This window comes from Methylobacterium sp. WL69, assembly GCF_008039485.1.
In the GTDB taxonomy this organism is placed as follows: domain Bacteria; phylum Pseudomonadota; class Alphaproteobacteria; order Rhizobiales; family Beijerinckiaceae; genus Methylobacterium.
Window position 1 is genome coordinate 1 of the sequence record NZ_VRUZ01000030.1, and the last position, 21,264, is coordinate 21,264.

The 21,264-nt window shown below is 71.3% G+C and carries 20 protein-coding genes; 13 read left to right on the forward strand and 7 right to left on the reverse strand.

Annotated elements, in window-relative coordinates:
• The first annotated feature begins 386 nt into the window (after window positions 1-386).
• The 3 genes from ykgO to FV218_RS10700 all read left to right on the forward strand — a co-directional run bounded on the left by ykgO (window position 387) and on the right by FV218_RS10700 (window position 2,209).
• Window positions 387-512 (forward strand): type B 50S ribosomal protein L36, encoded by a 126-nt coding sequence (gene ykgO / locus FV218_RS10690; RefSeq protein WP_055886195.1) that lies wholly within the window; start codon window positions 387-389, stop codon window positions 510-512.
• 78 nt (window positions 513-590) lie between these two features.
• A complete protein-coding gene (locus tag FV218_RS10695; RefSeq protein WP_147709690.1) occupies window positions 591-1,205 on the forward strand; it encodes a tetratricopeptide repeat protein in 615 nt (204 codons plus the stop codon).
• A 5-nt stretch (window positions 1,206-1,210) separates the two neighbouring features.
• A complete protein-coding gene (locus FV218_RS10700) occupies window positions 1,211-2,209 on the forward strand; it encodes an alpha/beta hydrolase (RefSeq protein WP_147709691.1) in 999 nt (332 codons plus the stop codon).
• Window positions 2,210-2,316: 107 nt separating this feature from the next.
• On the opposite strand, the gene pyk is transcribed toward FV218_RS10700, so the two are convergent.
• Entirely contained in the window at window positions 2,317-3,753 is a 1,437-nt protein-coding gene (pyk, locus tag FV218_RS10705; RefSeq protein ID WP_056096622.1) for a pyruvate kinase, read from the reverse strand.
• Window positions 3,754-4,022: 269 nt separating this feature from the next.
• Between pyk and FV218_RS10710 the strand changes: the two genes are divergently transcribed.
• Both FV218_RS10710 and FV218_RS10715 read left to right on the forward strand, forming a co-directional pair.
• Window positions 4,023-4,538, forward strand: a complete 516-nt coding sequence (locus FV218_RS10710) for a (2Fe-2S)-binding protein (protein WP_056096619.1) — start codon at window positions 4,023-4,025, stop codon at window positions 4,536-4,538.
• A 26-nt stretch (window positions 4,539-4,564) separates the two neighbouring features.
• Window positions 4,565-6,808 (forward strand): molybdopterin cofactor-binding domain-containing protein, encoded by a 2,244-nt coding sequence (locus tag FV218_RS10715; RefSeq protein ID WP_056096787.1) that lies wholly within the window; start codon window positions 4,565-4,567, stop codon window positions 6,806-6,808.
• A 53-nt stretch (window positions 6,809-6,861) separates the two neighbouring features.
• Here FV218_RS10715 and FV218_RS10720 read toward each other — a convergent pair whose 3' ends face one another.
• Both FV218_RS10720 and FV218_RS10725 read right to left on the reverse strand, forming a co-directional pair.
• Window positions 6,862-7,245: a DUF1036 domain-containing protein gene (locus tag FV218_RS10720; RefSeq protein WP_147709692.1), complete on the reverse strand. Its 384-nt coding sequence runs from the start codon at window positions 7,243-7,245 to the stop codon at window positions 6,862-6,864.
• Window positions 7,246-7,327: 82 nt separating this feature from the next.
• Window positions 7,328-8,632: a glycerate kinase gene (locus FV218_RS10725; protein ID WP_147709693.1), complete on the reverse strand. Its 1,305-nt coding sequence runs from the start codon at window positions 8,630-8,632 to the stop codon at window positions 7,328-7,330.
• A gap of 219 nt (window positions 8,633-8,851) precedes the next feature.
• Here FV218_RS10725 and FV218_RS10730 point away from each other — a divergent pair, with 219 nt between their 5' ends.
• A complete protein-coding gene (locus FV218_RS10730; protein ID WP_147709694.1) occupies window positions 8,852-9,589 on the forward strand; it encodes an N-formylglutamate amidohydrolase in 738 nt (245 codons plus the stop codon).
• 70 nt (window positions 9,590-9,659) lie between these two features.
• On the opposite strand, the gene FV218_RS10735 is transcribed toward FV218_RS10730, so the two are convergent.
• The gene (locus tag FV218_RS10735) at window positions 9,660-9,929 is read right to left on the reverse strand and encodes a hypothetical protein (RefSeq protein ID WP_056096609.1); all 270 of its coding nucleotides are present in this window, start codon (window positions 9,927-9,929) and stop codon (window positions 9,660-9,662) included.
• Window positions 9,930-10,168: 239 nt separating this feature from the next.
• On the opposite strand from FV218_RS10735, the gene FV218_RS10740 reads away from it, so the two are divergent.
• Both FV218_RS10740 and FV218_RS10745 read left to right on the forward strand, forming a co-directional pair.
• Window positions 10,169-10,492: a DUF1244 domain-containing protein gene (locus FV218_RS10740; RefSeq protein ID WP_147709695.1), complete on the forward strand. Its 324-nt coding sequence runs from the start codon at window positions 10,169-10,171 to the stop codon at window positions 10,490-10,492.
• A 167-nt stretch (window positions 10,493-10,659) separates the two neighbouring features.
• Window positions 10,660-10,926: a DUF2312 domain-containing protein gene (locus FV218_RS10745; protein ID WP_056096607.1), complete on the forward strand. Its 267-nt coding sequence runs from the start codon at window positions 10,660-10,662 to the stop codon at window positions 10,924-10,926.
• A gap of 84 nt (window positions 10,927-11,010) precedes the next feature.
• Here FV218_RS10745 and FV218_RS10750 read toward each other — a convergent pair whose 3' ends face one another.
• The 3 genes from FV218_RS10750 to FV218_RS10760 all read right to left on the reverse strand — a co-directional run bounded on the left by FV218_RS10750 (window position 11,011) and on the right by FV218_RS10760 (window position 16,459).
• Window positions 11,011-12,537, reverse strand: a complete 1,527-nt coding sequence (locus tag FV218_RS10750) for a DUF882 domain-containing protein (RefSeq protein ID WP_147709696.1) — start codon at window positions 12,535-12,537, stop codon at window positions 11,011-11,013.
• Between the two features lie 174 nt (window positions 12,538-12,711).
• The gene (locus tag FV218_RS10755; RefSeq protein WP_147709697.1) at window positions 12,712-14,820 is read right to left on the reverse strand and encodes a L,D-transpeptidase family protein; all 2,109 of its coding nucleotides are present in this window, start codon (window positions 14,818-14,820) and stop codon (window positions 12,712-12,714) included.
• Between the two features lie 148 nt (window positions 14,821-14,968).
• Window positions 14,969-16,459: a sigma-54 dependent transcriptional regulator gene (locus FV218_RS10760; RefSeq protein ID WP_147709698.1), complete on the reverse strand. Its 1,491-nt coding sequence runs from the start codon at window positions 16,457-16,459 to the stop codon at window positions 14,969-14,971.
• 280 nt (window positions 16,460-16,739) lie between these two features.
• On the opposite strand from FV218_RS10760, the gene FV218_RS10765 reads away from it, so the two are divergent.
• The 5 genes from FV218_RS10765 (at window position 16,740) to FV218_RS10785 (ending at window position 21,198) form a co-directional block, all read left to right on the forward strand.
• Window positions 16,740-18,614 (forward strand): M3 family oligoendopeptidase, encoded by a 1,875-nt coding sequence (locus FV218_RS10765; protein WP_147709699.1) that lies wholly within the window; start codon window positions 16,740-16,742, stop codon window positions 18,612-18,614.
• Window positions 18,615-18,674: 60 nt separating this feature from the next.
• On the forward strand, window positions 18,675-18,899 hold the full coding sequence (locus FV218_RS10770) for an AbrB/MazE/SpoVT family DNA-binding domain-containing protein (RefSeq protein WP_147709700.1): 225 nt from the start codon (window positions 18,675-18,677) through the stop codon (window positions 18,897-18,899).
• Window positions 18,896-19,282, forward strand: a complete 387-nt coding sequence (locus FV218_RS10775; RefSeq protein WP_147709701.1) for a type II toxin-antitoxin system death-on-curing family toxin — start codon at window positions 18,896-18,898, stop codon at window positions 19,280-19,282. Before FV218_RS10770 ends, FV218_RS10775 begins: the two co-directional genes overlap by 4 nt.
• Before the next feature lie 112 nt (window positions 19,283-19,394).
• The gene (locus FV218_RS10780; RefSeq protein WP_147709702.1) at window positions 19,395-20,759 is read left to right on the forward strand and encodes an AarF/ABC1/UbiB kinase family protein; all 1,365 of its coding nucleotides are present in this window, start codon (window positions 19,395-19,397) and stop codon (window positions 20,757-20,759) included.
• Window positions 20,760-20,904: 145 nt separating this feature from the next.
• On the forward strand, window positions 20,905-21,198 hold the full coding sequence (locus FV218_RS10785) for an aa3-type cytochrome c oxidase subunit IV (RefSeq protein WP_056096587.1): 294 nt from the start codon (window positions 20,905-20,907) through the stop codon (window positions 21,196-21,198).
• Window positions 21,199-21,264 lie beyond the last annotated feature (66 nt).

Here is a 21,264-nt window from a genome sequence, read left to right on the forward strand (position 1 = left end):
GGGCTTCTCAGGGCCGGGGCGCGGCTCCGGCCGAGACTCCCGTCGAGGCGCCGGCCGCGCCCCGGCCCTGAGAAGCCCCGGCGGGGTGCCCGGCCCGCCATCCGCACCAACCACGGCCGCCGGCACCCGCCCGGCGGCCGTTTCGTTTCGGGGGGAGGGCGCCGGGGCGATCCGTGCTACGGGCCTGCGGTCCCCCGATGCCGCCGCCATGGCCGCACGGCGGGATTCGCGTCGCGCCGCCTTGCCTTGGCGGTACGAATCCTGATAAGGCAACCGCCTTTCCGCGATGCGTCCGCACACATCGCCGAGGCTGCCGTTCGAGGTGCCTCGTTCCCGAGACCCCATGGACAGGCGGCGGGCTTCAAAGTCCGGCCGACGTGAGACCGATGAAGATTCGCAACTCCCTCAAGTCGCTGCGTGGCCGTCACCGCGACAACCAGATCGTGCGCCGCAAGGGCCGGGTCTACATCATCAACAAGACCCAGAAGCGCTTCAAGGCGCGCCAGGGCTGAGGCCCGTCCGCCCGCCTCCAGGCGGGCGCGGCAAGCCGGCAGGTTGACGGCACCGGGCGGGGCGAGGAAGCTCCCCCCATGCCCAGTCAGATCCCGCCTCGGACGTTTCTCAAAGCCGCGCTCGTCGCGGCTTTTTGCGTGGGCGGCGCCCCCCTGTGCCTCGCCCAACCGGCTCCCGAGTCGACCGCGAGGCAACCCGAAAAGCCCCGGACCGCCGTCAGCCTGGACGACCTCTACGCCCGCCTCAAGGCGGCGGAGGACGATGCCGAGGCCAAGGGGGTCGCCCGCCTCATCGAGCAGCGCCTCGGGCGCTCGGGCAGCGCCACGGCGGACCTGCTCACGGAGCGGGCGCGCCAGGCCATGAGCGGCCAGGATTTTCCCCTCGCCGTCGAGCTGCTCGACCGGGCCACCACCCTGGAGCCGGGCTGGTCCGAGGGCTGGAACCGCCGGGCCACGGTGTTCTGGCTGCTCAAGGACCACGCCGGCGCCATCACCGACCTCAAGCGCACCCTGGTGATCGAGCCCCGGCACTACGAGGCCTGGGCGGCGCTGGGGCGGATCTACCTGTCCATGGACGAGAAGGCCCGGGCCCTGGAAGCCTTCCGGCGGGCCGCCGCCCTGTATCCGCGCATGGACAAGCTGCAGGGTGCCATCGACCGCCTCGCCCCCGACGTCGACGGGCGGGACCTGTAGGCCCCATGCTGCTTCTCAAGGTGTTCGCGGGGCTGCTCGGCCTCGTCGCGGTGGTGCTGGGTGCCGGCGCCCTGGCGACCCTGCTCATCACCCTGCGGATCGAGGCGCGCCACCCGCCGCAGGGGCCGTTCGTGCCGGTGCCGGGCGGGCGCCTCGCCAGCCTCGAGGCGGGTCCGAATCCCTCCGCGCGCGGCACGGTGGTGCTCCTGCACGGCGCTTCGGCCAACGCCTCCGACCCCATGGAGGGCATCGGCCGGCGCCTCGCGGCGGACGGCTTTCGGGTGATCGCCTTCGACCGGCCCGGTTCGGGCTGGAGCGACCGCCTCGGCGGCCGCGACATGGCCCCGCCGGCCGCGCAAGGGCATGCCATCGCGCAGGCCCTGGAACGGATGAAGGTCAGCCCGGCCATCGTGCTCGGCCATTCCTGGTCGGGGGCGCTCGCCACGGCCATCGCCCTCGACCACCCCGAGCGGGTCGCCGGCCTCGTCCTCGCCGCCCCCGTGGCGATGCCGTATCCGCAGGCCGGAACGGTACCGTGGACCTATCGCTTGGCCCTGTGGCCGCCGGCGACCTGGCTCCTCAGCCAGACCCTCGCGACCCCCGTGGGGCTGTACTACCTGCCGCGGGTCGGCGGCGCGGTGTTCCGCCCGCAGGAGGCGCCGGCGGACTACCTCGACCGCAGCCGCGCCGCCCTGGTGCTGCGCCCCGGCTCGATCCGGGCGAACCTCCACGACCTCGCCGGCCTGCCCGGCGCCCTCGCCGTCCAGGCGCCGCGCTACGCCACCCTCAGGGTGCCGACGGTGGTGATCTCCGGCGACGCCGACGGAGCCGTGCCCGCCGGCCGGCAGGCGGTGCCGCTGGCCGCCGCGATCCCAAACGCCCGCCTCGTCCTGCTGCCGGGCATCGGCCACATGCTCCAGTACGTCGCCGTCGACGCCCTGGCGGACGAAGTCGCGCGCCTGGCCGACCGGATCGCCGCGGAACGGGGCCCGGTCGCGCCTTGAGTCTCGGGCCAGACCCCGATGAGGTCTGGCCGCGCAACCGCACGGCGGCAATTATCCGCCGAACCTGACGAAGCCCGGCCAGGGGCTGGGATTCGTGAGAACCGCTCTCACGCCTTGGCGGCGTGCTCGCGGGTGACGAAGGCGATGCGGACGAGGTTTGTGGCGCCCGGCGTCCCGAACGGCACGCCGGCGACCACGATCACCCGGTCGCCGATCTCGGCGAAGCGCTCGCGCACGGCGAACTTCGCCGCCCGGAACGCCATGTCGTCGACGTCGCTGGCGTCGTTGGTGACGATGGGGTGGGTGCCCCAGCACAGGGCCAGGCGCCGGGCGGTCTCGCGCTTAGGGGTCAGCGCGATGATCGTGGCGTTGGGCCGCGAGCGGGCGAGGCGCAGGGCGGTGGAGCCCGAATGGGTCCAGGCCATGATCGCCGTGAGCTTCAGGGCATCCACCATCTGGTGAGCCGCCGCCGCGATGGCGTCGGACGCCGTGGCGTCGGGCTCGGAGCGCTGGGCCGTGAGGATGGTCCAGTACAGGGCGTCGCGCTCGACCTGCTCGGCGATGCGGCTCATCATGGTGATGGCCTCGATGGGGAAGGCGCCCGACGCGCTCTCGGCCGAGAGCATCACGGCGTCGGCTCCCTCGTAGACGGCGGTGGCGACGTCCGAGACCTCGGCGCGGGTCGGCACCGGCGCGGTGATCATCGATTCGAGCATCTGGGTCGCCACCACCACGGGCTTGCCCATGCGGCGCGAGCTGCGGGTGATGCGCTTCTGCACGCCGGGCACCTGCTCCAGGGGCATCTCGACGCCGAGGTCGCCGCGCGCCACCATGATGCCGTCGGAGATCTCGATGATCTCGTCGAGGCGGGTCAGGGCCTGCGGCTTCTCGATCTTGGCCATGACCAGGGCGCGGCCGGCGGCCACCTTCTTGACCTCGGCGACATCCTCGGGCCGCTGCACGAAGGAGACGGCGATCCAGTCGGCGCCGGCGTTGAGCCCGGCCTCGAGGTCGCCCCGGTCCTTCTCCGTCATGGCGGCGACGGGAATCACAGTGTCGGGGAGCGAGACGCCCTTGCGGTTGGAAATGCGGCCGCCGATGACGACGCGCGTCACGGCGCGGCCCTCGGACACCTCCGTCACGACGAGGCGCAGCTTGCCGTCGTCGATGATGACGACGTGGCCGGGCTCGAGGGCCGAGAGGATCTCGGGGTGGGGCAGGAACACGCGGGTCACGTCACCGGGCGTCGGATCGCTGTCGAGGACGAAGGCGGCGCCGTTCTCCAGGATCGCGGCCCCCTCGGCGAAGGCGGCGACCCGGAGCTTCGGCCCCTGGAGATCGACCAGCACGGCGATGGGCCGGCGCAGCTCGCGCTCGATGGTGCGGATGACCTCGATCTTCTCGGGCAGCTTTTCGCGGGGGAGGTGGCTCATGTTCAGGCGGAACACGTCGGCGCCGGCGCGAAACAGCTTCTCGATCATCTCCGGGGTATCGGAGGCGGGCCCCAGGGTCGCGATGATCTTCGTACGGCGTGAGCGTTTCAAAACCGGCCTCCATCCCAAGCACTTCGGCGCCCCGCCGGCTCGCGGATGGCCGGACGTTAAGCGAGCGGCCACAAGCACCCCTATGGCGGCCCCGTCAAGGAGCGCGCCCGGCCTGGATAAATCGGCCCCGTGACGGGCGCATGGCGCGGGGGTGCGAAGACGGCTGCGAAAGGGCCGCGGCGGATGCCCCATAGGGCTGCTTGACCCCCATGCGGCGATCCCGCACCTTCTTAGGAACGATTCAAGAATACAGCATTCAGGAAGCGCCCATGACCGAAGTATCCAAGGTCGAAGCGTCCAAGGCCGAAGCCTCCAAGGCCCGGCCGGTGTCCCTCGACGTCAACGGGCGCGCCGTGCGCGTCGGCCTCGACGATCCCGACACGCCCCTGCTCTACGTCCTGCGCGACGATCTCGGCCTGCACGGGCCGCGCTTCGGCTGCGGCCTGGGGCAGTGCGGCTCCTGCACCGTCCACATCGACGGCGCCGCCGTGCGCTCCTGCATCACGCCGGTCTCCAGCCTGAAGGCGGGGCAGAAGATCGTCACCCTCGAGGGCCTCGGCACGGAAGAGGCACCCCATCCCCTGCAGACCGCCTTCATCGCCGAGCAGGCGGCCCAGTGCGGCTACTGCATCAACGGCATGATCATGCAGTCGGCCGCCTTCCTCACCGAGAGCCCCAAGCCCGACGAGGCCGCGATCCGCCAGGCCCTCGCGAACAACCTGTGCCGCTGCGGCACCCATGCCCGGATCGTGCGCGCCGTGCAGCGCGCCGCGTCCGCCCTGTGATCCGGGAGGTTTTGGCCATGTCCAGCATGATCTCCGACACACCCGCCCTCTCGCGCCGCGCCCTGCTCGGCGGCGCCGGCGCCCTGGTGGTGGGGTTCTCCCTCCGTCCGGCGGCCGCCCAGGCCCCGGCGGCCCCCGCCGCCACGCCCGCCGGCCTGCCGACGGCGGGCCTGACGAAACCCGTCAACGTCGACGAAGTCGATGCCTACCTCACCATCGGGGCGGACGGCCGCGTCACCGTCTATTCCGGCAAGGTCGATCTCGGCACCGGCGTGCGCACGGCCCTGACCCAGATGGCGGCGGAGGAACTCGATCTGCCGCTCGCCGCCGTGACGCTGATCCAGGGCGACACCGGCCTCACCCCCGACCAGGGGCCGACCTACGGCAGCCTGTCGATCCAGAACGGCGGCGCGCAGATCCGGCAGGCGGCGGCCACGGCCCGCAAGGCCCTGCTCGGCATGGCTGCCGAGCGCTTCGGCGTCGCGCCCGAGACCCTGCGCCTCGCGGACGGGTCCGTGGTCGGCGCGGACAACGATCAAAAGATCGCCTTCGCCGAGCTCATCGGCGACCGGCTTTTCGACCTCAAGGTCGACAAGGCGGCCAAGCCGAAGGACCCGGCGCTCTACACCCTGGTCGGCCGCTCGGTGGCGCGCCTCGACATTCCCGCCAAGATCTTCGGCACCTTCACCTACATGCAGGACGTGCGGGTGCCCGGCATGGTCCACGGCCGGGTGGTGCGCCCGCCGGCCCTCGGCGCCACCCTGGAATCCGTGGACGACAGCCGGGCCCTGGCCCTGCCGGGGGTGATCCGGGTGGTCCGCGAGGGCAACTTCCTCGGCGTCATCGCCAAGACCGAATGGGGCGCCATCCGCGCCGCCGACGCCCTCGAGGCGCGCTGGTCGGCGGGCACCGGCCTGCCCGAGCAGGCCAAGCTCTGGGATCACGTCCGCGCCACGCGGGTGACCAAGGAGGATGTCACCAGCAACGTCGGGGCGGCGGACGCGACCCTGGCGAAGACCGCCCGCACCCTGTCGGCGACCTACGATTTCGCCATCCACACCCACGGCTCCATCGGGCCGTCCTGCGCCATCGCGGAGATCAAGGACGGGGCGCTCACCTGCTGGACCGCCTCGCAGATGACCCACGCCCTGCGCCGGCAGCTCGCCGCCATGACGGCGATCCCGACGGACAAGGTGCGCTGCCTCTACGTCGAGGGCTCCGGCTGCTACGGCCGCAACGGCCACGAGGACGCCGCCGCCGACGCCACCCTGCTGGCCCGCGCCGTCGGCCGCCCCGTGCGGGTGCAATGGTCGCGGGCCGACGAGCACGGCTGGGACCCCAAGGGGCCGCCCACCCTCATCGACCTCAAGGCCGGCCTCGACGCCGACGGCAAGGTCCTCGCCTGGACCTCGCAGTTCCTCATCCCCGAGGGGTCGGCCGGCAACGTCCCCCTGGTGGCGGCCGACCTCGCCGGCCTGCCGCACGAGACCACGATGTCGCCGGGCAACATCATCCACAACTCGGCGATCCCCTACACGCTCCCCAACGTCCGCACGGTGTGCCGGCGGCTCGCCGACACGCCGTTCCGCCCGTCCTGGATCCGGACGCCGGGCCGGATGCAGAACACCTTCGCCAACGAGGCGTTCTTCGACGAATGCGCCGCCGCCGCCGGCCGGGACCCGGCCGAGGCGCGCCTCGCCGTCCTCGACGACCCGCGCGGCGCCGAGGTTCTGCGCCGGGTGATGACCCTGGCCAAATGGGAGGCGCGTCCCTCGCCGAAGGCCGACAGCCAGGGCGACGTGGTGCGCGGGCGCGGCATCTCCTACGTCCGCTACGAGCTCTACCGGACCTACGTGGCGGGCGTCGCCGAAGTCGAGGTGGACCGCAGGTCCGGCGCGATCCGGGTGGCGCGATTCTTCGTGGTCCAGGATTGCGGCCAGATCATCAACCCGGACGGGGTGCGCAACCAGCTCGAGGGCAACATCCTCCAGACCGTGAGCCGGACCCTGAAGGAGGAGGTGACCTTCGACCGGGCGCAGGTGACGAGCCTCGACTGGGCGACCTACCCGATCCTCACCTTCCCCGAGGCGCCCGAGATCGTCATGGAGCTCATCGACCGGCCCGGCGAAAAACCCTGGGGCGCGGGCGAGCCCTCGGCGGCCATCGTGTCGAGCGCCATCTCCAACGCGGTGTTCGACGCCACGGGCGCGCGCCTGCGCTCGGTGCCGTTCACGCCCGCGAAGGTGCAGGCGTCCTTGAGCGCCACCTGAGGCACTGGGCAGGGCGGGATGGCGACATGTGCACCATCCCGCCATCGCCAGACCTACGGCACGCCCGCCGGCTGGTTCGGATCGGTGAGCTGGATCGTCCAGCTCTTCTGCTCGCCGGTGTCGACCTCGTAGAAGCCGTTGCGGTCGTAGCCGCGGGCGAGGCAGTCCTCGACGCCCCGGATGGTGAATTCCCGGTCCCTGGTGCACATGAGCGAGCGCCCGGACCACTCGCCGCCGCGCGTGTAGTCCACGGCGAACACGTAGTAGAACCGCGCCGCCAGCGTCCCCTTCAGCAGGGTCTCGCAGCCCTTCGGCGCCACGTCCCACCACCCCTCCGTCACCCAGCCCTGCGTGTCGCGGTAGCCGAGGGCGATACCGACCTTGCTGGTGGTGAGGTTGCACATGCGCAGGTCGGCATGGGCGGGGGCGGCGGTCATGCAGAGAACGCCGAGCACGGCCGCCAAGACCCTCCCCCCCCTGCGGGGGAGAGGGTTCGCGCAGCAGCGGTGAAGCATCCCCTTACCCAACAAGGATGACTCGGCAATCGTTGACGTTGGTGCGGGTCGGGCCCGGCTGGACGAGGTCGCCGAGGGTGTCGAAGAACCGGGTCGAATCGTTGTCGGCGAGCATCGCCGCCGGGTCGAGGCCGGCGGCGCGGGCGCGCGTCAGGGTGGTGGGATCGACGAGGCCGCCGGCGGGGTCCGTAGCCTCGCCGCGCCCGCCATCGGTGCCGTCGGTGTCGGCGGCGATGCCGAGGATGCCGGGCGCGCCATCCAGCGCGATCGCCAGCGCCAGGGCGTATTCCTGATTAGGACCGCCATGGCCCTCGCCCACGATGGTGACGGTGAGCTCGCCCCCTGAGATGAGCGCGACCTTGGCGCCGCGGGCCTGGTGCTCGAGGGCGAGTTTGGCGTGCTCGGCCGCGACCGCCCGGGCCTCGCCCTCGACGTCGGGGCCGAGCATCACCGGCTCGTAGCCGGCGCGGCGCGCGGCTTCGGCCGCCGCCTCCAGGGCGTCGATGGGCCGGGCGATGATGCGGTACTCGGCCCGGGCGAAGGCGGGGTCGCCCGCCTTCGGGGTCTCGTTGATGGGATCGTTGAGGAGCGCTTTCGCCGTCTCCGGCAGGGGGATGCCGCGCCGCTCGCAGATGGCGCGGGCCTCGGCGAGCGTCGAGGGGTCGGGCACGGTGGGGCCGGAGGCGATGACCGCCGGATCGTCGAACGGTACGTCCGAGATGGCGAGGGTCAGGATCGAGCGGGCGTTGCGCGCCATCATGGCGAGGCGCCCGCCCTTGATCCGCGACAGGTGCTTGCGCACGCAGTTGATCTCGTTGATGGGCGCGCCCGAGCGCAGGAGCGCCTTGGTGATGGACTGCTTCTCCGTGAGCGTCAGGTCGCCGGCGGGCGCGATCCAGTTGGCCGAGCCGCCGCCCGAGAGCAGCACCAGCACGTCATCGTCGGGGCCTGCGTCGGCGGCGATCTTCAGGGCGTCGGCGGTCGCGTCGATGCCGGCCTGATCCGGCACCGGATGCCCGGCCTCGACCATGCGGATCATCGGCGCCTCCTCGCCGTAGCCGTGGCGGGCCACCGCCAGGCCGACGATGCGGCTCGCATCGACGCCGTGCTCCTCCCGGTAGAACCGGCTCGCCACCGCCGCCATGGAGCCGCCGGCCTTGCCCGCGCCGAGGATGATGAGCCGGCCGGGGCCGGGGGCCGGCAGGTGCGGCACGAGGCAGCGCGCCGGATGGGCAGCGGCGATGGCCTCGTCGAGGATGCCGAGGAGGAGGGTGCGGGCGGCGTCGTGGTCGGAGGAGGGCGCGGTCATGGCGTGTCCGTGTATCGCGGTAAGGTCGAGGAAGGCCGCCCGGCGTTGCCCCGCCGGATCGTTGTTTCGCGGGACGGATTCATGCGGGCCGGATTGTTGCCGTGCCCGCGCTTGTCCGCGATACGTGCTGTGCCCGACGCCCGCCGTCGCGGCAAGCTGTGCGACCGCGCGGCCGGATGTTTGCACCCGCCTGCCCGAGCCTTCAGGACCCCGCCGCCCATGCTGCCACCCCATCCCGTCGAGACCATCCCGGGCGATCCGGCCCGGGGCCTGCTGCTGATCTGCGACCACGCCTCGAACCACGTGCCCGACGACCTCGACCGCCTCGGGGTGCCGGATCACGAGTACGCCCGCCACATCGCCTACGACATCGGCGCGGCGGCCGTGACCCGGCACCTCGCCGCGCAGTTGGGCGTGCCCGCGATCCTGACCCGGTTCTCACGCCTCATCATCGACCCCAACCGGGGCCGGGCCGACCCGACCCTGGTGATGCGCCTCTCCGACGGCGCCATCGTGCCGGGCAACGCCCGCATCGACGAGGCGGGCAAGCAGGAGCGCATCCGCCGGTTCTACCAACCGTTCGACGCCGCCATCGACGCACACGTGGCGACGGCGGAAGCCACAGGCGTGCCGCCGGCGATCCTCACCCTGCACAGCTTCACGCCGTACTGGCGCACGGTGCCGCGCCCCTGGCACGTCGGCATCCTGTGGGACGGCGACGACCGCCTGAGCGCGCCCCTCATCGCGGGCCTGCGCGCCGACCCCGCCGGCCTCACGGTGGGCGACAACGAGCCCTATGGCGGTGGCCTACCCGGCGACACCATCGACCGGCACGCCCTGGCCCGCGGCCTGCGCAACGCCCTGGTGGAGATCCGCCAGGACCTCATCGCCGACGAGCCCGGCCAAGTCGAATGGGCGACGCGCTTCGCCAAGCTCCTGCGCCCGCTCCTGCCTTGACCCGACGCACACGCGAAAACGGCGGGGCTTTCGCCCCGCCGTCCGGCCGATCCTGGTGGACGCTTCGGGCTTAGCGCGTGCCGCCCGAGGTCCGGCCGTACTGCCAGACCGGGAAGCTGTTCTGCTCGGCGTTGCCCTCCTTGGCGGAGACATCGTCCCGGCGCGGGGCGATGGAGCCGGTGGTGAGCTCGTCGTCGAGGGCGCGGTCGGTGGCGTAGCCAGGCGCCGCATGGGCCAGGACACCCGCGGGTGCGGTGTAGCTCTGCGCGAGAACCGGCGAAGCAACGGCGCTCAGGCTCAAGATGGCGGCGGCGGCGACGGAAGCAAGACGGATATTCATGACGTTGGGCCTTTCAGTATCGCGGTCTCCGTCGGAAAGGCGGTGGGCCGTGAGTTCTTGTGTAGCGCTGATGTAGGACCGCCCCGGACCGGACGTCGTGCGGTTTGGCACTCGAGTGGAAGCGGAGGCCACGAATCCGATTTGCCCGCCCCGTCCTTGACGGCGCGGGCCTCGATACGGCCTGTCACAGGGGAGCCGCGCATCACACCGAAGCCCCGCACGACACCGAGGACATCACCATGACCGAGCCCAGCACGCCCGAAATCGACGCCGCCACCCGCACGGAGCTCGAAGCCGCCGTGTTCCGCCGCCTCGTCGCCCACCTCCAGGGGCGCACGGACGTGCAGAACATCGACCTGATGAACATGGCCGGGTTCTGCCGCAACTGCCTGTCGAACTGGCTCAAGGACGCCGCCGACGCGAAGGGCCTGCCGCTCACCAAGGATGCGAGCCGCGAGGCCGTCTACGGCATGCCCTACGCCGACTGGAAGCGCCTGCACCAGCCCGACGCGACGCCGGAGCAGCAGGCGGCCTTCGCCAAAGCGGCGGCGGACCCGCACTGAACTCGGGCCCGGGGGGCCGGCGAAAGCCCGTTCAGGAACAAAAGCTTAGCCCTTCGGACCGGCCCCGGCCGGGGGCCGTAACAACCCGGTAAGCTTGAACGCTTAGTGAAGCGGTTCCGGCGCATTCTTCGAATCGTGCGCCCCGCCAGTCAGGGATTGAGACAGCCATGGCCGCTTCCGCCGCACCCGCCGTCGATGCTTCGTCCGTCGCCGCCGACCAGCTCAAGAGCTTCATCGAGCGCATCGAGCGCCTGGAGGAGGAAAAGGCCGGCCTCGCCTCGGACATCAAGGACGTCTACGCGGAGGCCAAGGGCACCGGCTTCGACGTGAAGGCCCTGCGCAAGATCATCTCCCTGCGGAAGAAAGATCACGCCGAGCGCCAGGAGGAGGAAGCCATCCTCGAACTCTACATGCAGGCGCTCGGCATGGTGTGAGGCCGGGACCGGCCCAGGGCTGAAACCAGAAGGGCCGCGGCAACCCACCCGCGGCCCTTCTGGTTTTCCGGCGGGGTGCGACGCTCAGCGCGCGCCCGGCACCGCGCGGGTGGCCGAGCCGGAAAAACGGCCCGCCGTCAGGTCGTCGCCGGGCGCGCGGGTCGAGAACCGGGTGGCGACGGCGGCGGGCTGGCCGAGGCTGCCATCCGGCGCGCCGTCGAGCTTGGCCCGTGTGACGGCGAGGCGCACGGGCGCGGCGCGGCTCGCGGGCTCGGAGGCCCCCTGCGCCGCGGCGGCGAACAGGGCGCGCAGCTGGAGTTTCGGATCGGCGGTGGCGGCCACGAGGCGGGCCGGAGTTGGCGTTTGGGTCTGCGCGGGGGCGAGATTGGCCATGCCCGCGACACCGAGGCCCGCGACCTGAACCGGCGGGCGCGCCGGGGGCAGGGGCATGGCCAGCGCCGCGGCCACGGCGGCGAACTCGGCCGGACGGCGCGGGGGCAGGGGAATCGCGGCCGTCGGTTTGGCCGCGACGTCGGGGCTCGCGGGCTCCGCATTCGTCTCGGCGGTTAGCAGGCTCTGGGCGTCGCGCCCGTCGCGGCGCAGGAGCGCCGTGTTGAGGGTGTCGCTGGCGGCGGGCGCCGCGTAGGCCAGGGCCGCGCGGGTGCCGGTCTGGTCGTCGGGGTCGGCACTCGCCACCACGACCGCCGTCGGCTTGGCGCGGGTCCGCGCCGTGGGGGACGGTGCGGGGGCGGGCGTCTCGCTGCTGGAGCCGCCGCCGAACAGGCTGGCGAAGAAGCCCCGGATGCTCGGGCCGTCATCCTCGTCCACCTGGGCCACCTGGGTGATGCCGAGCACGGTGCCGCCGCGGGCCAGGACCTCGGCGCGGGCGAGTTCGTAACCGGGCAGGGGGCGGTTGTCGGCGGGCAGGTGGACGGTCTTACCGTCGGGGAACAGGCGGGCGAGCTGATCGTGGGTCATGCGCGGCCACGAGCGCACGGAGCCGACATCGAGGTGGACGAAGGGCGAGCCCGCGCGCGGATACCAGCCGACGCCGCCGCGCTGCATCCGCATGCCCACGGCGCGGATCTGGTCGATGGACACGTCGGGCAGGTAGAAGTCCATCGCCTTGCCGAGCATGTGCTGGCTGTACTCGGCGACCGCGCGGGAGCGGCGCCGCAGCATGGCGTTGGTGCCGGGCGAGCGGTAGGCCGAGACGACGGTGATGGGCTCGGCCGAGCCGACGGAGCGGTAGGCCTCCCACACGGTGTCGAACAGGCGCGGGTCCATCTTGGTCGCCTCTTCGGCCCGCCAGTCGCGCAGGAGCCAGTTCAGCTGCTCCAGGGCGGCGCGGTCGTAGCGCCCGTCGCGCTTGAACGTGACGGTGAGGCTTTCCTTGGTGTGGCTGTGGAAGATCGAGAGGGTGCGGGTGTCGCCGTTGGCCACCGCATCCTGGGTGCCGCGCGTGCCGGCGACGAGGGCGAGGGCGATGCCGGAGGCGGCGATGGCGGCGCGCCGCAGGCGCGGTTGACGCGCGCTGGACCGCGGTCCGTGTCGCAGGAATTGACGCACGTTGGTCCTCACCCTCTGCCAGATCCCGCGCGGCGGGATCATGGTGAACGCAAGGTTGCCGAAAACCGTGAACGTCGGGTTATCGGGTCCTCGGCGGTTCGCCGGTTGATGCACTTTATGGCTAAGGTCCAACCGTGGCGAAATCGTGCCCCGGCGTGCGCGGACGCACGCGGGGCGGTTTCCCACCGGTTTCGGGCGGTCTCCCCCCGAAGACGCCTACCACCAGCCGGTGGAGGGCCTCGACGGCGCCGGGGTCCACAGGCCGGGCTCGCCGAAATCCGCCGGCGGGCGGGCGGCGGTGCGGGCCGGACGGACGGGTGCGGCCTCGACGGAGCGGACCTCGCGCACGGGCCTGCGCCGTACCTCGGCGGCCGGCGCGGCGGCGGGCCTGGGCGCGACGAGCCTGGGGGCTGCGAGCTTGGGTGCCGGCTTGTCGGCCTTCGCCACCAGCAGGCTGCCGGGGGCGAGGCCCAGCGCGATCTTCATGCGGGCATCGTAGCCGTAGAGGTCCGGCAGGGTGCGATACGAGCCGACATCGTCGATATACGCGGTGAAGTAGGCGAGATGCACCGGCAGCTTCTCGGCGAGGCGGATCGTGCGCTCGCCCTTGCCGATGAGTTTCTTCAGGCGTTCGCCGGACCACGCGTCGGGCAGCACCGAATCGGCGAAGCGGAACGGATCGTCCACCCGCACGCAGCCGTGGCTGAGGGCCCGGCGCGACCCGGCGAACAGCGACCGGTTCGGCGTGTCGTGCAGGTAGACCGCATGGTTGTTGGGGAACATGAACTTGATGAAGCCGAGCGCGTTGCGCTCGCCCGGCGGCTGGCGGACCGAGACGTTGCCGTTGCGGTAGACCACCTCGTAGCCGCGGCGCGCGGCGTAGTTCGGGTCGCGGGCGAGGCCGGGCAGGAACTCGTTCTTCAGGATCGAGGGCGGCACGTTCCAGGACGGGTTGACGACGGCGTATTCCATCAGGCCCGAGAAGATCGGCGTCGGGCTCTCGGTCTTGCCGACGATGACCCGGGCCTCGTCGCGTTTGCGGCCGTCCTTGAACACCCGGACCTGGAACTCGGGGATGTTGACCATCACGTAGTCGCGCCCGAGGTCGGCCGGCAGCCAGCGCCAGCGCTCCATGTTCACGAGGAGGGCGCCTTCGTTCTCATCGGCCTGCGGGGCGGCGTCGGGCCGGCCGAGGGCCGCCACCGTCTGCGGGGTCAGGGTGCCAGTGACGGGCAGGCCCCGGCGGCGCTGGAACCCGGCGACGGCGGCCGAAACGGCGGAATCGTAGGTGTCGGGCTCGCCCGGCGCGGCGTCGAGGGTGCCGGCGGTGCGGGTGGCGAGACCGAAGCGGGCGCGCAGGGCCGGCACGCGGGGGTCGTGCATGCCGAGCTTCAGCACCGGCCCGGCCGGCAGCTGCACGGTGGGCTCGGCCCCGGGCACGTGGCCGCCCCGGGCGGCGGCGAGGCGGGCCTTCAGGGCGAGGTAGCCGGGCTGGCTCGGGTTGTAGGCCTGGAGCAGGGCGCCGGCCTGCGCCCCGGCCAGGGCGATCCGGCCCAGTACCGCGTCGGCGGCGGGCAGCTCGAGGGTCGGCGTGATGAGGCGCGACAGGCTGGGCAGGTGGATGCGGCCGCCGCGCGCGTCGCGGGCGTAGAGGGCGACCGCCGCCGAGAGCTTGAGTTCGGCATCCGCCACCTGGGCTTCGGTAAGGGGCTGGGTGCCGAGGACCGGCACCGGGTAGGCGGCGGCCTTGAGGCCGTCCTCTCCGGCGGTGGCGAGGCGCGCCGCGGCCGCCTTGGCGGCCGCCGTATAGGCCCCGTCGACGATCCAGACGGGCTTGAAGGCGCCCAGGGCGTAGAATGCCTGGATCGCCTCGCGATCCTTCGTGGTCAGGCGGGGCAGCAGGGGCGCGGAATCCGCGAGGCGGGCCGCCACGGCGGCGGCGAGCGGATCGCTCGGCACCGGCGGGGGCACCTCGGCGGTGGGCGCGGGGGACGACTCGGACGGCGGAACGGCGACTTCGGGCGAGGCCGGCGCAGCCACGGGGGAAGCCGGCGCAGCCACGGGGGAAGCCGGCGCAGCCACGGGGGAAGCCGGCGCAGCCACGGGGGAAGCCGGCGCAGCCACGGGAGATGCCGGAGCAGCCACCGGAGAGGCCGGCGCGGCCACGGGCTTCGAAGCCTCCGGGACCGCGGGATCGACGGAGGCCTTCTGCATGACGGGCGCGTCCGGTCGGTCCGGTGCGGCGACCTCGGCGTGGGCACCGTAGCCGAGGCAGCCCGCGATGAGGGCCGACACGGCGACGGAGGCGGAGCGCGTGACGCCCATGGGTGCAACTCCTGCGGACCGGACGGCCGGTCGCTTCAGTTAAAGATATCGACCGGCGCGCACGGGTGCGCAACGGCACGTCCCCATGGCACGCCCCTTCGAGGGGCGGGCCTGTGTCATTTCGGTTCCGGGCGACCGGTGGGGTCGCTCAGGCGGCTTCCTCGGCCTTGTCGTCGCCGTCGAGGCCGAGCTCCTTGAGCTTGCGGTAGAGGGTGGATCGGCCGATTCCGAGGCGGCGCGAGACCTCGGACATCCGGCCCCGGTAGAATTGCAGGGCGAAGCGGATGATCTCGGCTTCCAGGCCATCCATGGTCTTCATCTCGCCGGTCTCCTCGGCCACGAGACTCATGGCGTGGGGATCGCGGACCTCGACCCGGACGATCTCGCGCACGGGCTCGGGCGCCCCGGCCTGGACCATGGGCTGCACGGGTGCGGCCGGGATGCGGACGTCGAAGCCCTCGACCTGGGCGGCGATCTGCGGGAATTCCGCCACGGTGAGTTCGTCGCCATCGGCCAGCACCACGGCGCGGAACAGGGCGTTCTCGAGCTGACGGACGTTGCCGGGCCAGCCGTAGCGGGTGAGCAGCGCCATGGCCTCGGGGGTGATGGCGCGGACCTTCTTGCCTTCCTCCGCCGCGAACCGGGCACAGAACGAGCGCACGAGGTCGGGGATGTCCTCGCGGCGCGCGCGGAGCGGCGGCAGGGTCATGGGGAAGACGTTGAGGCGATAGTAGAGATCCTCGCGGAACCGGCCCTGCTTGACGAGATCGAGGAGCGAGCGGTTCGTCGCCGAGACGAGGCGGATGTCGACGCGCACGCTGCGCTTGGCGCCGACGGGATCGACCTCGCCCTCCTGCAGGGCGCGCAGGAGCTTCACCTGGGCGTCGAGGGGCAGCTCGCCGATCTCGTCGAGGAACAGGGTGCCGCCGGACGCCTCGACGAACTTGCCCATGTGGCGCTCGGTGGCGCCGGTGAACGCCCCCTTCTCGTGGCCGAACAGGGTCGATTCCACGAGGTTGTCGGGGATCGCCCCGCAATTGACCGTGACGAATGCCTTGCCGCGCCGGTCGCCCGAGCCCTGGATGACGCGGGCGAGGACTTCCTTGCCTACCCCGGATTCGCCCTCGATGAGCACCGGGATGTTGGATTTGGCCGAGCGCTCGGCGAGGCGGATCACCCGCTCCATATCCGGGCTCTTCGAGGTCAGGTCCTTGAACGAGAGGGAGCCGGAGGCGCGCCGGCGCATGCGGCGGACCTCTTCCTCGAGCTGATCGACCTTGAGGGCGTTCTTGATGGAGACCTGCAGGCGCTCGGCGCCGGCGGGCTTGACCACGAAGTCGACGGCGCCGGCCCGCATGGCGGTGACGACGGCGTCGATGGAGCCGTTGGAGGTCTGGACGATGACCGGCACGTCGAGGCCGGATTTGCGCATCTCGGCCATGACGCCGAGGCCGTCGAGGCCGCCGGGCATGACGAGGTCGAGGAGCATCACGTCGATGGGCTCGCCCGAGCGCAGGAGGCCGAGGCCGTCCTCTCCGCTCTCGGCGACCTTCGCGTCGAAGCCGAGCCGGCGCACCATCGCCTCGGCGAGGCGACGCTGCACGGGATCGTCGTCGACGATGAGGACCGTTGTCGTCATGGGCTGCGCCTCGATCCGGGGAGGGCGGCCGCATCGCGAGACGGGCTCGGAGGGCGGCGCCGGACTGTTTCGTTTCGATCCGCAGGGTGCCCCAAGAGCGTAAAGCCGCGCTTAACGACGATCGGACTTTTCCGGGGATCGCCGGCTGCCGACGCCGCACCCGGAATTTTCCCGCGCGAGGACCCTGGCTTTCACGCGCAAGGCGGTTGATCGCGGGGCCCGACCGCTCGATATCACCGCCCACGGCACGCCGGTGCCCAGCCCCAGGAAGCAGCCCATCATGCCGAGCCGAGCCGTCGCCCATGCCGTCCGCGCGGGCATCGTCGCCACTCCCGAGGGGGCGAGCGCCGCACGGGCGGCCGCGCACGCCGCCGACCTCGGCGCCCTGCCCGAATGGGACCTGAGCGACCTCTATTCCGGCATCGACGCCCCCGACTTCCGCGCCGACCTCGCCCGGGCCGAGGCGGCCTGCCGGGAGGTCTCCGAGCTCTATGCCGGGCGCCTGGAAGCGCTCGCCACCGGCCCGGACGCTTCCGCCCGCCTCGCCGAGGCGGTCCGGGCCTACGAGGCCATCGAGGATCTCCTCGGGCGGCTGATGTCGTTCGCCGGCCTCGTCTACTCGGGCGACACCACCGACGAGGCCCGCGAGAAATTCTACGGCGACACCCAGGAGCGCCTCACCACGGCCTCCAGCCACCTGCTGTTCTTCGCCCTCGAACTCAACCGCATCGACGACGCCGCCCTGGACGCGGCCATGGCCGACGGGCCGCTCGCGGCCTACGCCCCCTGGATCGAGGACCTGCGCCGCGAAAAACCGTTCCAGCTCGACGACCGCACGGAAAAGCTGTTCCTTGAGAAGTCGGTGACCGGCCGCTCGGCCTGGAACCGCCTGTTCGACGGCACCATCGCGTCCCTGCGCTTCTCCGTGCAGGGCGAGCAGCTGACCCTGGAACCGACCCTGAACCGCCTTCAGGACCCCGACGGGGCCGTGCGCAAGGAGGCCGCCGGCGCGCTCGGTGAGGTGTTCCGGGCGAATCTCCGCACCTTCACGCTCATCACCAACACGCTGGCCAAGGACAAGGAGATCAACGACCGCTGGCGCGGCTTCACCGATGTCGCCGAATCCCGACACCTGTCGAACCGGGTCGAACCCGAGGTGGTCGATGCCCTGGTCGAGGCGGTGCAGGCGGCCTATCCGCGCCTGTCGCATCGCTACTACGCCCTGAAGGCGAAGTGGTTCGGGGTCGAGGCCCTGCCGTACTGGGACCGCAACGCGCCCCTGCCGAAGGTCGAGCAGCGCACGATCCCCTGGACGGAGGCCCGGGACACGGTGCTCGACGCCTACGGCGCGTTCTCCCCGCGCATGGCCAGCATCGCCAAGACGTTCTTCGACCGCAACTGGATCGACGCACCGACGCGGCCCGGCAAGGCGCCCGGTGCCTTCGCCCACCCGACGGTGCCCTCGGCCCACCCCTACGTGCTGGTGAACTACCAGGGGAAGCCGCGCGACGTCATGACCCTGGCGCACGAGCTCGGCCACGGGGTGCATCAGGTGCTGGCCGGCCCCAACGGCGCCCTGATGGCGCCGACCCCCCTGACGCTCGCCGAGACCGCGAGCGTGTTCGGCGAGATGCTGACCTTCCGCCGACTGCTCGCCGCCACCACGAACACGACCCAGCGCCGGGCCATGCTGGCGGCCAAGGTCGAGGACATGATCAACACGGTGGTGCGCCAGATCGCGTTCTACGCCTTCGAGCGCAAGGTCCACCTCGCCCGCGCCGAGGGCGAGCTCACCGCCGAGCAGATCAACGCCCTCTGGATGTCCGTGCAGACCGAGAGCCTCGGCCCGGCCATCACCCTCGATGCGGGCTACGAGCCGTTCTGGGCCTACATCCCGCACTTCATCCACTCTCCGTTCTACGTCTACGCCTACGCCTTCGGCGACTGCCTCGTGAACTCCCTCTACGGTGTCTACGCCAAGGCCGAGGACGGGTTCGTCGAGCGCTACTTCGCCCTGCTCTCGGCCGGCGGCGCCAAGCCCTACGGCGAACTCCTCGCTCCCTTCGGCCTCGACGCCCGCGATCCGGGCTTCTGGCAGATCGGCCTCAACATGATCGAGGGCATGATCGCCGAGCTGGAGGCGATGGAGGGCTGACGACGGCTTGGCCGACCCGGCCTTTCGTTGTACATTCCGTACAACGAAAGGCGAATCGTCATGAAGCTCGAAGTCAAGAAAATCGGCAACTCCACCGGGCTGATCCTGCCCAAGGAACTTTTGACCAAGCTCAATATCGCACAGGGCGATTGGCTTTCGGTCATTGAAAATAGCGATGGCTCCGTCCGGCTGTCCCCCCTCGACCCGACCTTCGAGCGTGGCATGGAGATCGCCGAGAAGGCGATGAAGACCTACCGCAACGCCCTGTCCGAGCTGGCCAAATGACCACGGTCGTCCGGCTGACGAGCAACCTCGTCCAGGCCATTCATGTCCGCCAGTCCAAGTTGTTCGGCGGTCGAAAGGGTTTGCCTGACGGGAGTTCCCTCGAATCGGCCGTCGGTCGGCCGGTGAACCGAGCCGTTCATGGCGAGGCCGATCTCGCCGAACTCGCGGCTGCCTGCGCGTTCGGGATCGCGAAGAACCATCCGTTCGTCGACGGCAACAAGCGCGCGGCTCTGCTTGCCCTCGTCGTGTTCCTCGGTCTCAACGGCATCGACTTCGTCACCGACGAGGCCGAGGCCGTCGTCATGGTCCGTGGGCTGGCCGCCGGTGAGATTACCGAAGAGGGCCTCGCCCGCTGGATTCGCGATAACTGGCCGGCCACCTGACACCCCCACCGCGCCGCAACGGCGCAGCGCCCTGGCACAGGACGCCGACGGGCTTATCTCCATGGGGTCTCCGGGTTTCCGGACGCATCCTTTCCGAGATCTGAAGAACCCGATGGCCGATCACGACAGCGAAGCCAACCGCTTCTCCGCGCGCGCCAGCCGCTACGCCCGCGTCGGCGCCAATGTGGGCGGGGTCGCGGCCCGCATGGCCGGCGCCCGCCTGTTCGGCGGTAAGGAGGCGCCGACCAATGCCGCCGCCCTGGCCCAGGCCCTGGGCGGCCTCAAGGGGCCGATCATGAAGGTCGCCCAGCTGCTCGCCACGGTGCCGGACCTGCTGCCGCCCGAATACGCGACCGAGTTGCAGAAGCTCCAGGCCGACGCGCCGCCCATGGGCGCGGCCTTCGTCAAGCGCCGGATGATGGCCGAACTCGGCCCCGACTGGCAGGCGCGGTTCAAGACCTTCGATCTCAAGCCGGCGGCGGCCGCCTCCCTGGGCCAGGTCCACCGGGCGACTGGGCTCGACGGCACGGCGCTCGCCTGCAAGCTCCAGTATCCCGACATGCAATCGGCCGTGGAGGCCGACCTGAAGCAGCTCGAGGTCGCCTTCGCCCTGCACCGGCGCATAAGCTCCTGGCTCGATACCCGTGAGATCGCGAAGGAAATCGGCGCCCGGGTGCGCGAGGAACTCGACTACGAGCGGGAAGCGAAGCACGCGGCGCTCTACGCCGACGTCCTGCGCGACGTGGCCGAGGTCCGGGTGCCGGACATCCACCGCGATCTCTCGACCAAGCGCCTCCTCACCCTCGGCTGGCTCGAGGGCGAACGCATCCTCGATTTTGCCGACGCGCCCATCGAGATCCGCAACCGCCTCGCCAAGGCGATGTTCAAGGCGTGGTGGCATCCGTTCAGCCGCGCCGCCGTCATCCACGGCGACCCGCATCTTGGCAACTACACGGTGTTCTCCGAGGGCGGCGAAGCGCAGGGCATCAACCTGCTGGATTACGGCTGCGTGCGCATCTTCCACCCGCGCTTCGTCGGCGGCGTGGTCGACCTCTATCGCGGCCTCCTGGAGAACGACGAGGCCCGCATCGTCCACGCCTACGAGGTCTGGGGCTTCAAGAACCTCAACAAGGAGCTCATCGAGATCCTCAACATCTGGGCGCGCTTCATCTACGGGCCGATCCTGGAGGACCGCACCCGCACGGTGGCCGACGGGGTCAAGCCCGGCGAGTACGGACGGCGTCAGGCCTTCGAAGTGCATCAGGCCCTGAAGGCGCGCGGTCCCGTGACGGTGCCGCAGGAATTCGTGTTCATGGACCGCGCCGCCGTCGGCCTCGGCGCGGTGTTCCTGCACCTGCGTTCGGAGCTGAACTATCACCGGTTGTTCGAGGCCGAGATCGAGCGCTTCTCGCTCTCGGAACTCGAAGCCCGGCAGGGCGAGGCTCTGACCCGGGCGGGGCTGGCCCTGCCCGCATGACGGCGGCGCCGACGGGGATTCCCGTCGGCATGACAAAAATCCGTTCGTGGTCTTTCCATGGCGCGCATGCTGATTGCGAGTGGCCGGGGCATGCGCTAAATCCCCTTGGAACAAATCAAGATAGACCCATGGGGACGACCCTGAGATGGCCGATTTGAAGACCGCGTCCGGCGTACATTACAGCCCCGCCATGGACGAGAAGACCCACGAGCAAACCTACCGCGGCTTCGTTCGTTTCGTCGAAATCGGCACCTCGGTGGTGATCTGCTGGGTGCTTGCCCTCGCCATCGGCGGCATCCACGAGGCCTGGCTGACGGCCATCCTCGCCGTGGTCCTGTCCGGCGCCGCCGGCGCCGTGGGCGCCCTCGCGCCGGCTGTGGGCTGGAAGGCCCCCGTCGTGGTCGCGGTCTTGCTTCTGCTCTACCTCTTCTTCGCGTGACGTAGCCTGGACGCGCTGGTATACCAGCGTTCAGGCTCTATATTTCTGCTGAGTTACGGCGTTCCG

Coding starts and splice junctions, on each gene's coding strand:
- ykgO (WP_055886195.1), top strand. CDS start 387: ATGAAGATTCGCAACTCCCTCAAGTCGCTGCGTGGCCGTCACCGCGAC.
- FV218_RS10695 (WP_147709690.1), top strand. CDS start 591: ATGCCCAGTCAGATCCCGCCTCGGACGTTTCTCAAAGCCGCGCTCGTC.
- FV218_RS10700 (WP_147709691.1), top strand. CDS start 1,211: ATGCTGCTTCTCAAGGTGTTCGCGGGGCTGCTCGGCCTCGTCGCGGTG.
- FV218_RS10710 (WP_056096619.1), top strand. CDS start 4,023: ATGACCGAAGTATCCAAGGTCGAAGCGTCCAAGGCCGAAGCCTCCAAG.
- FV218_RS10715 (WP_056096787.1), top strand. CDS start 4,565: ATGATCTCCGACACACCCGCCCTCTCGCGCCGCGCCCTGCTCGGCGGC.
- FV218_RS10720 (WP_147709692.1), bottom strand. CDS start 7,245: ATGACCGCCGCCCCCGCCCATGCCGACCTGCGCATGTGCAACCTCACC.
- FV218_RS10725 (WP_147709693.1), bottom strand. CDS start 8,632: ATGACCGCGCCCTCCTCCGACCACGACGCCGCCCGCACCCTCCTCCTC.
- FV218_RS10730 (WP_147709694.1), top strand. CDS start 8,852: ATGCTGCCACCCCATCCCGTCGAGACCATCCCGGGCGATCCGGCCCGG.
- FV218_RS10735 (WP_056096609.1), bottom strand. CDS start 9,929: ATGAATATCCGTCTTGCTTCCGTCGCCGCCGCCGCCATCTTGAGCCTG.
- FV218_RS10740 (WP_147709695.1), top strand. CDS start 10,169: ATGACCGAGCCCAGCACGCCCGAAATCGACGCCGCCACCCGCACGGAG.
- FV218_RS10745 (WP_056096607.1), top strand. CDS start 10,660: ATGGCCGCTTCCGCCGCACCCGCCGTCGATGCTTCGTCCGTCGCCGCC.
- FV218_RS10750 (WP_147709696.1), bottom strand. CDS start 12,537: ATGATCCCGCCGCGCGGGATCTGGCAGAGGGTGAGGACCAACGTGCGT.
- FV218_RS10755 (WP_147709697.1), bottom strand. CDS start 14,820: ATGGGCGTCACGCGCTCCGCCTCCGTCGCCGTGTCGGCCCTCATCGCG.
- FV218_RS10760 (WP_147709698.1), bottom strand. CDS start 16,459: ATGACGACAACGGTCCTCATCGTCGACGACGATCCCGTGCAGCGTCGC.
- FV218_RS10765 (WP_147709699.1), top strand. CDS start 16,740: ATGCCGAGCCGAGCCGTCGCCCATGCCGTCCGCGCGGGCATCGTCGCC.
- FV218_RS10770 (WP_147709700.1), top strand. CDS start 18,675: ATGAAGCTCGAAGTCAAGAAAATCGGCAACTCCACCGGGCTGATCCTG.
- FV218_RS10775 (WP_147709701.1), top strand. CDS start 18,896: ATGACCACGGTCGTCCGGCTGACGAGCAACCTCGTCCAGGCCATTCAT.
- FV218_RS10780 (WP_147709702.1), top strand. CDS start 19,395: ATGGCCGATCACGACAGCGAAGCCAACCGCTTCTCCGCGCGCGCCAGC.
- FV218_RS10785 (WP_056096587.1), top strand. CDS start 20,905: ATGGCCGATTTGAAGACCGCGTCCGGCGTACATTACAGCCCCGCCATG.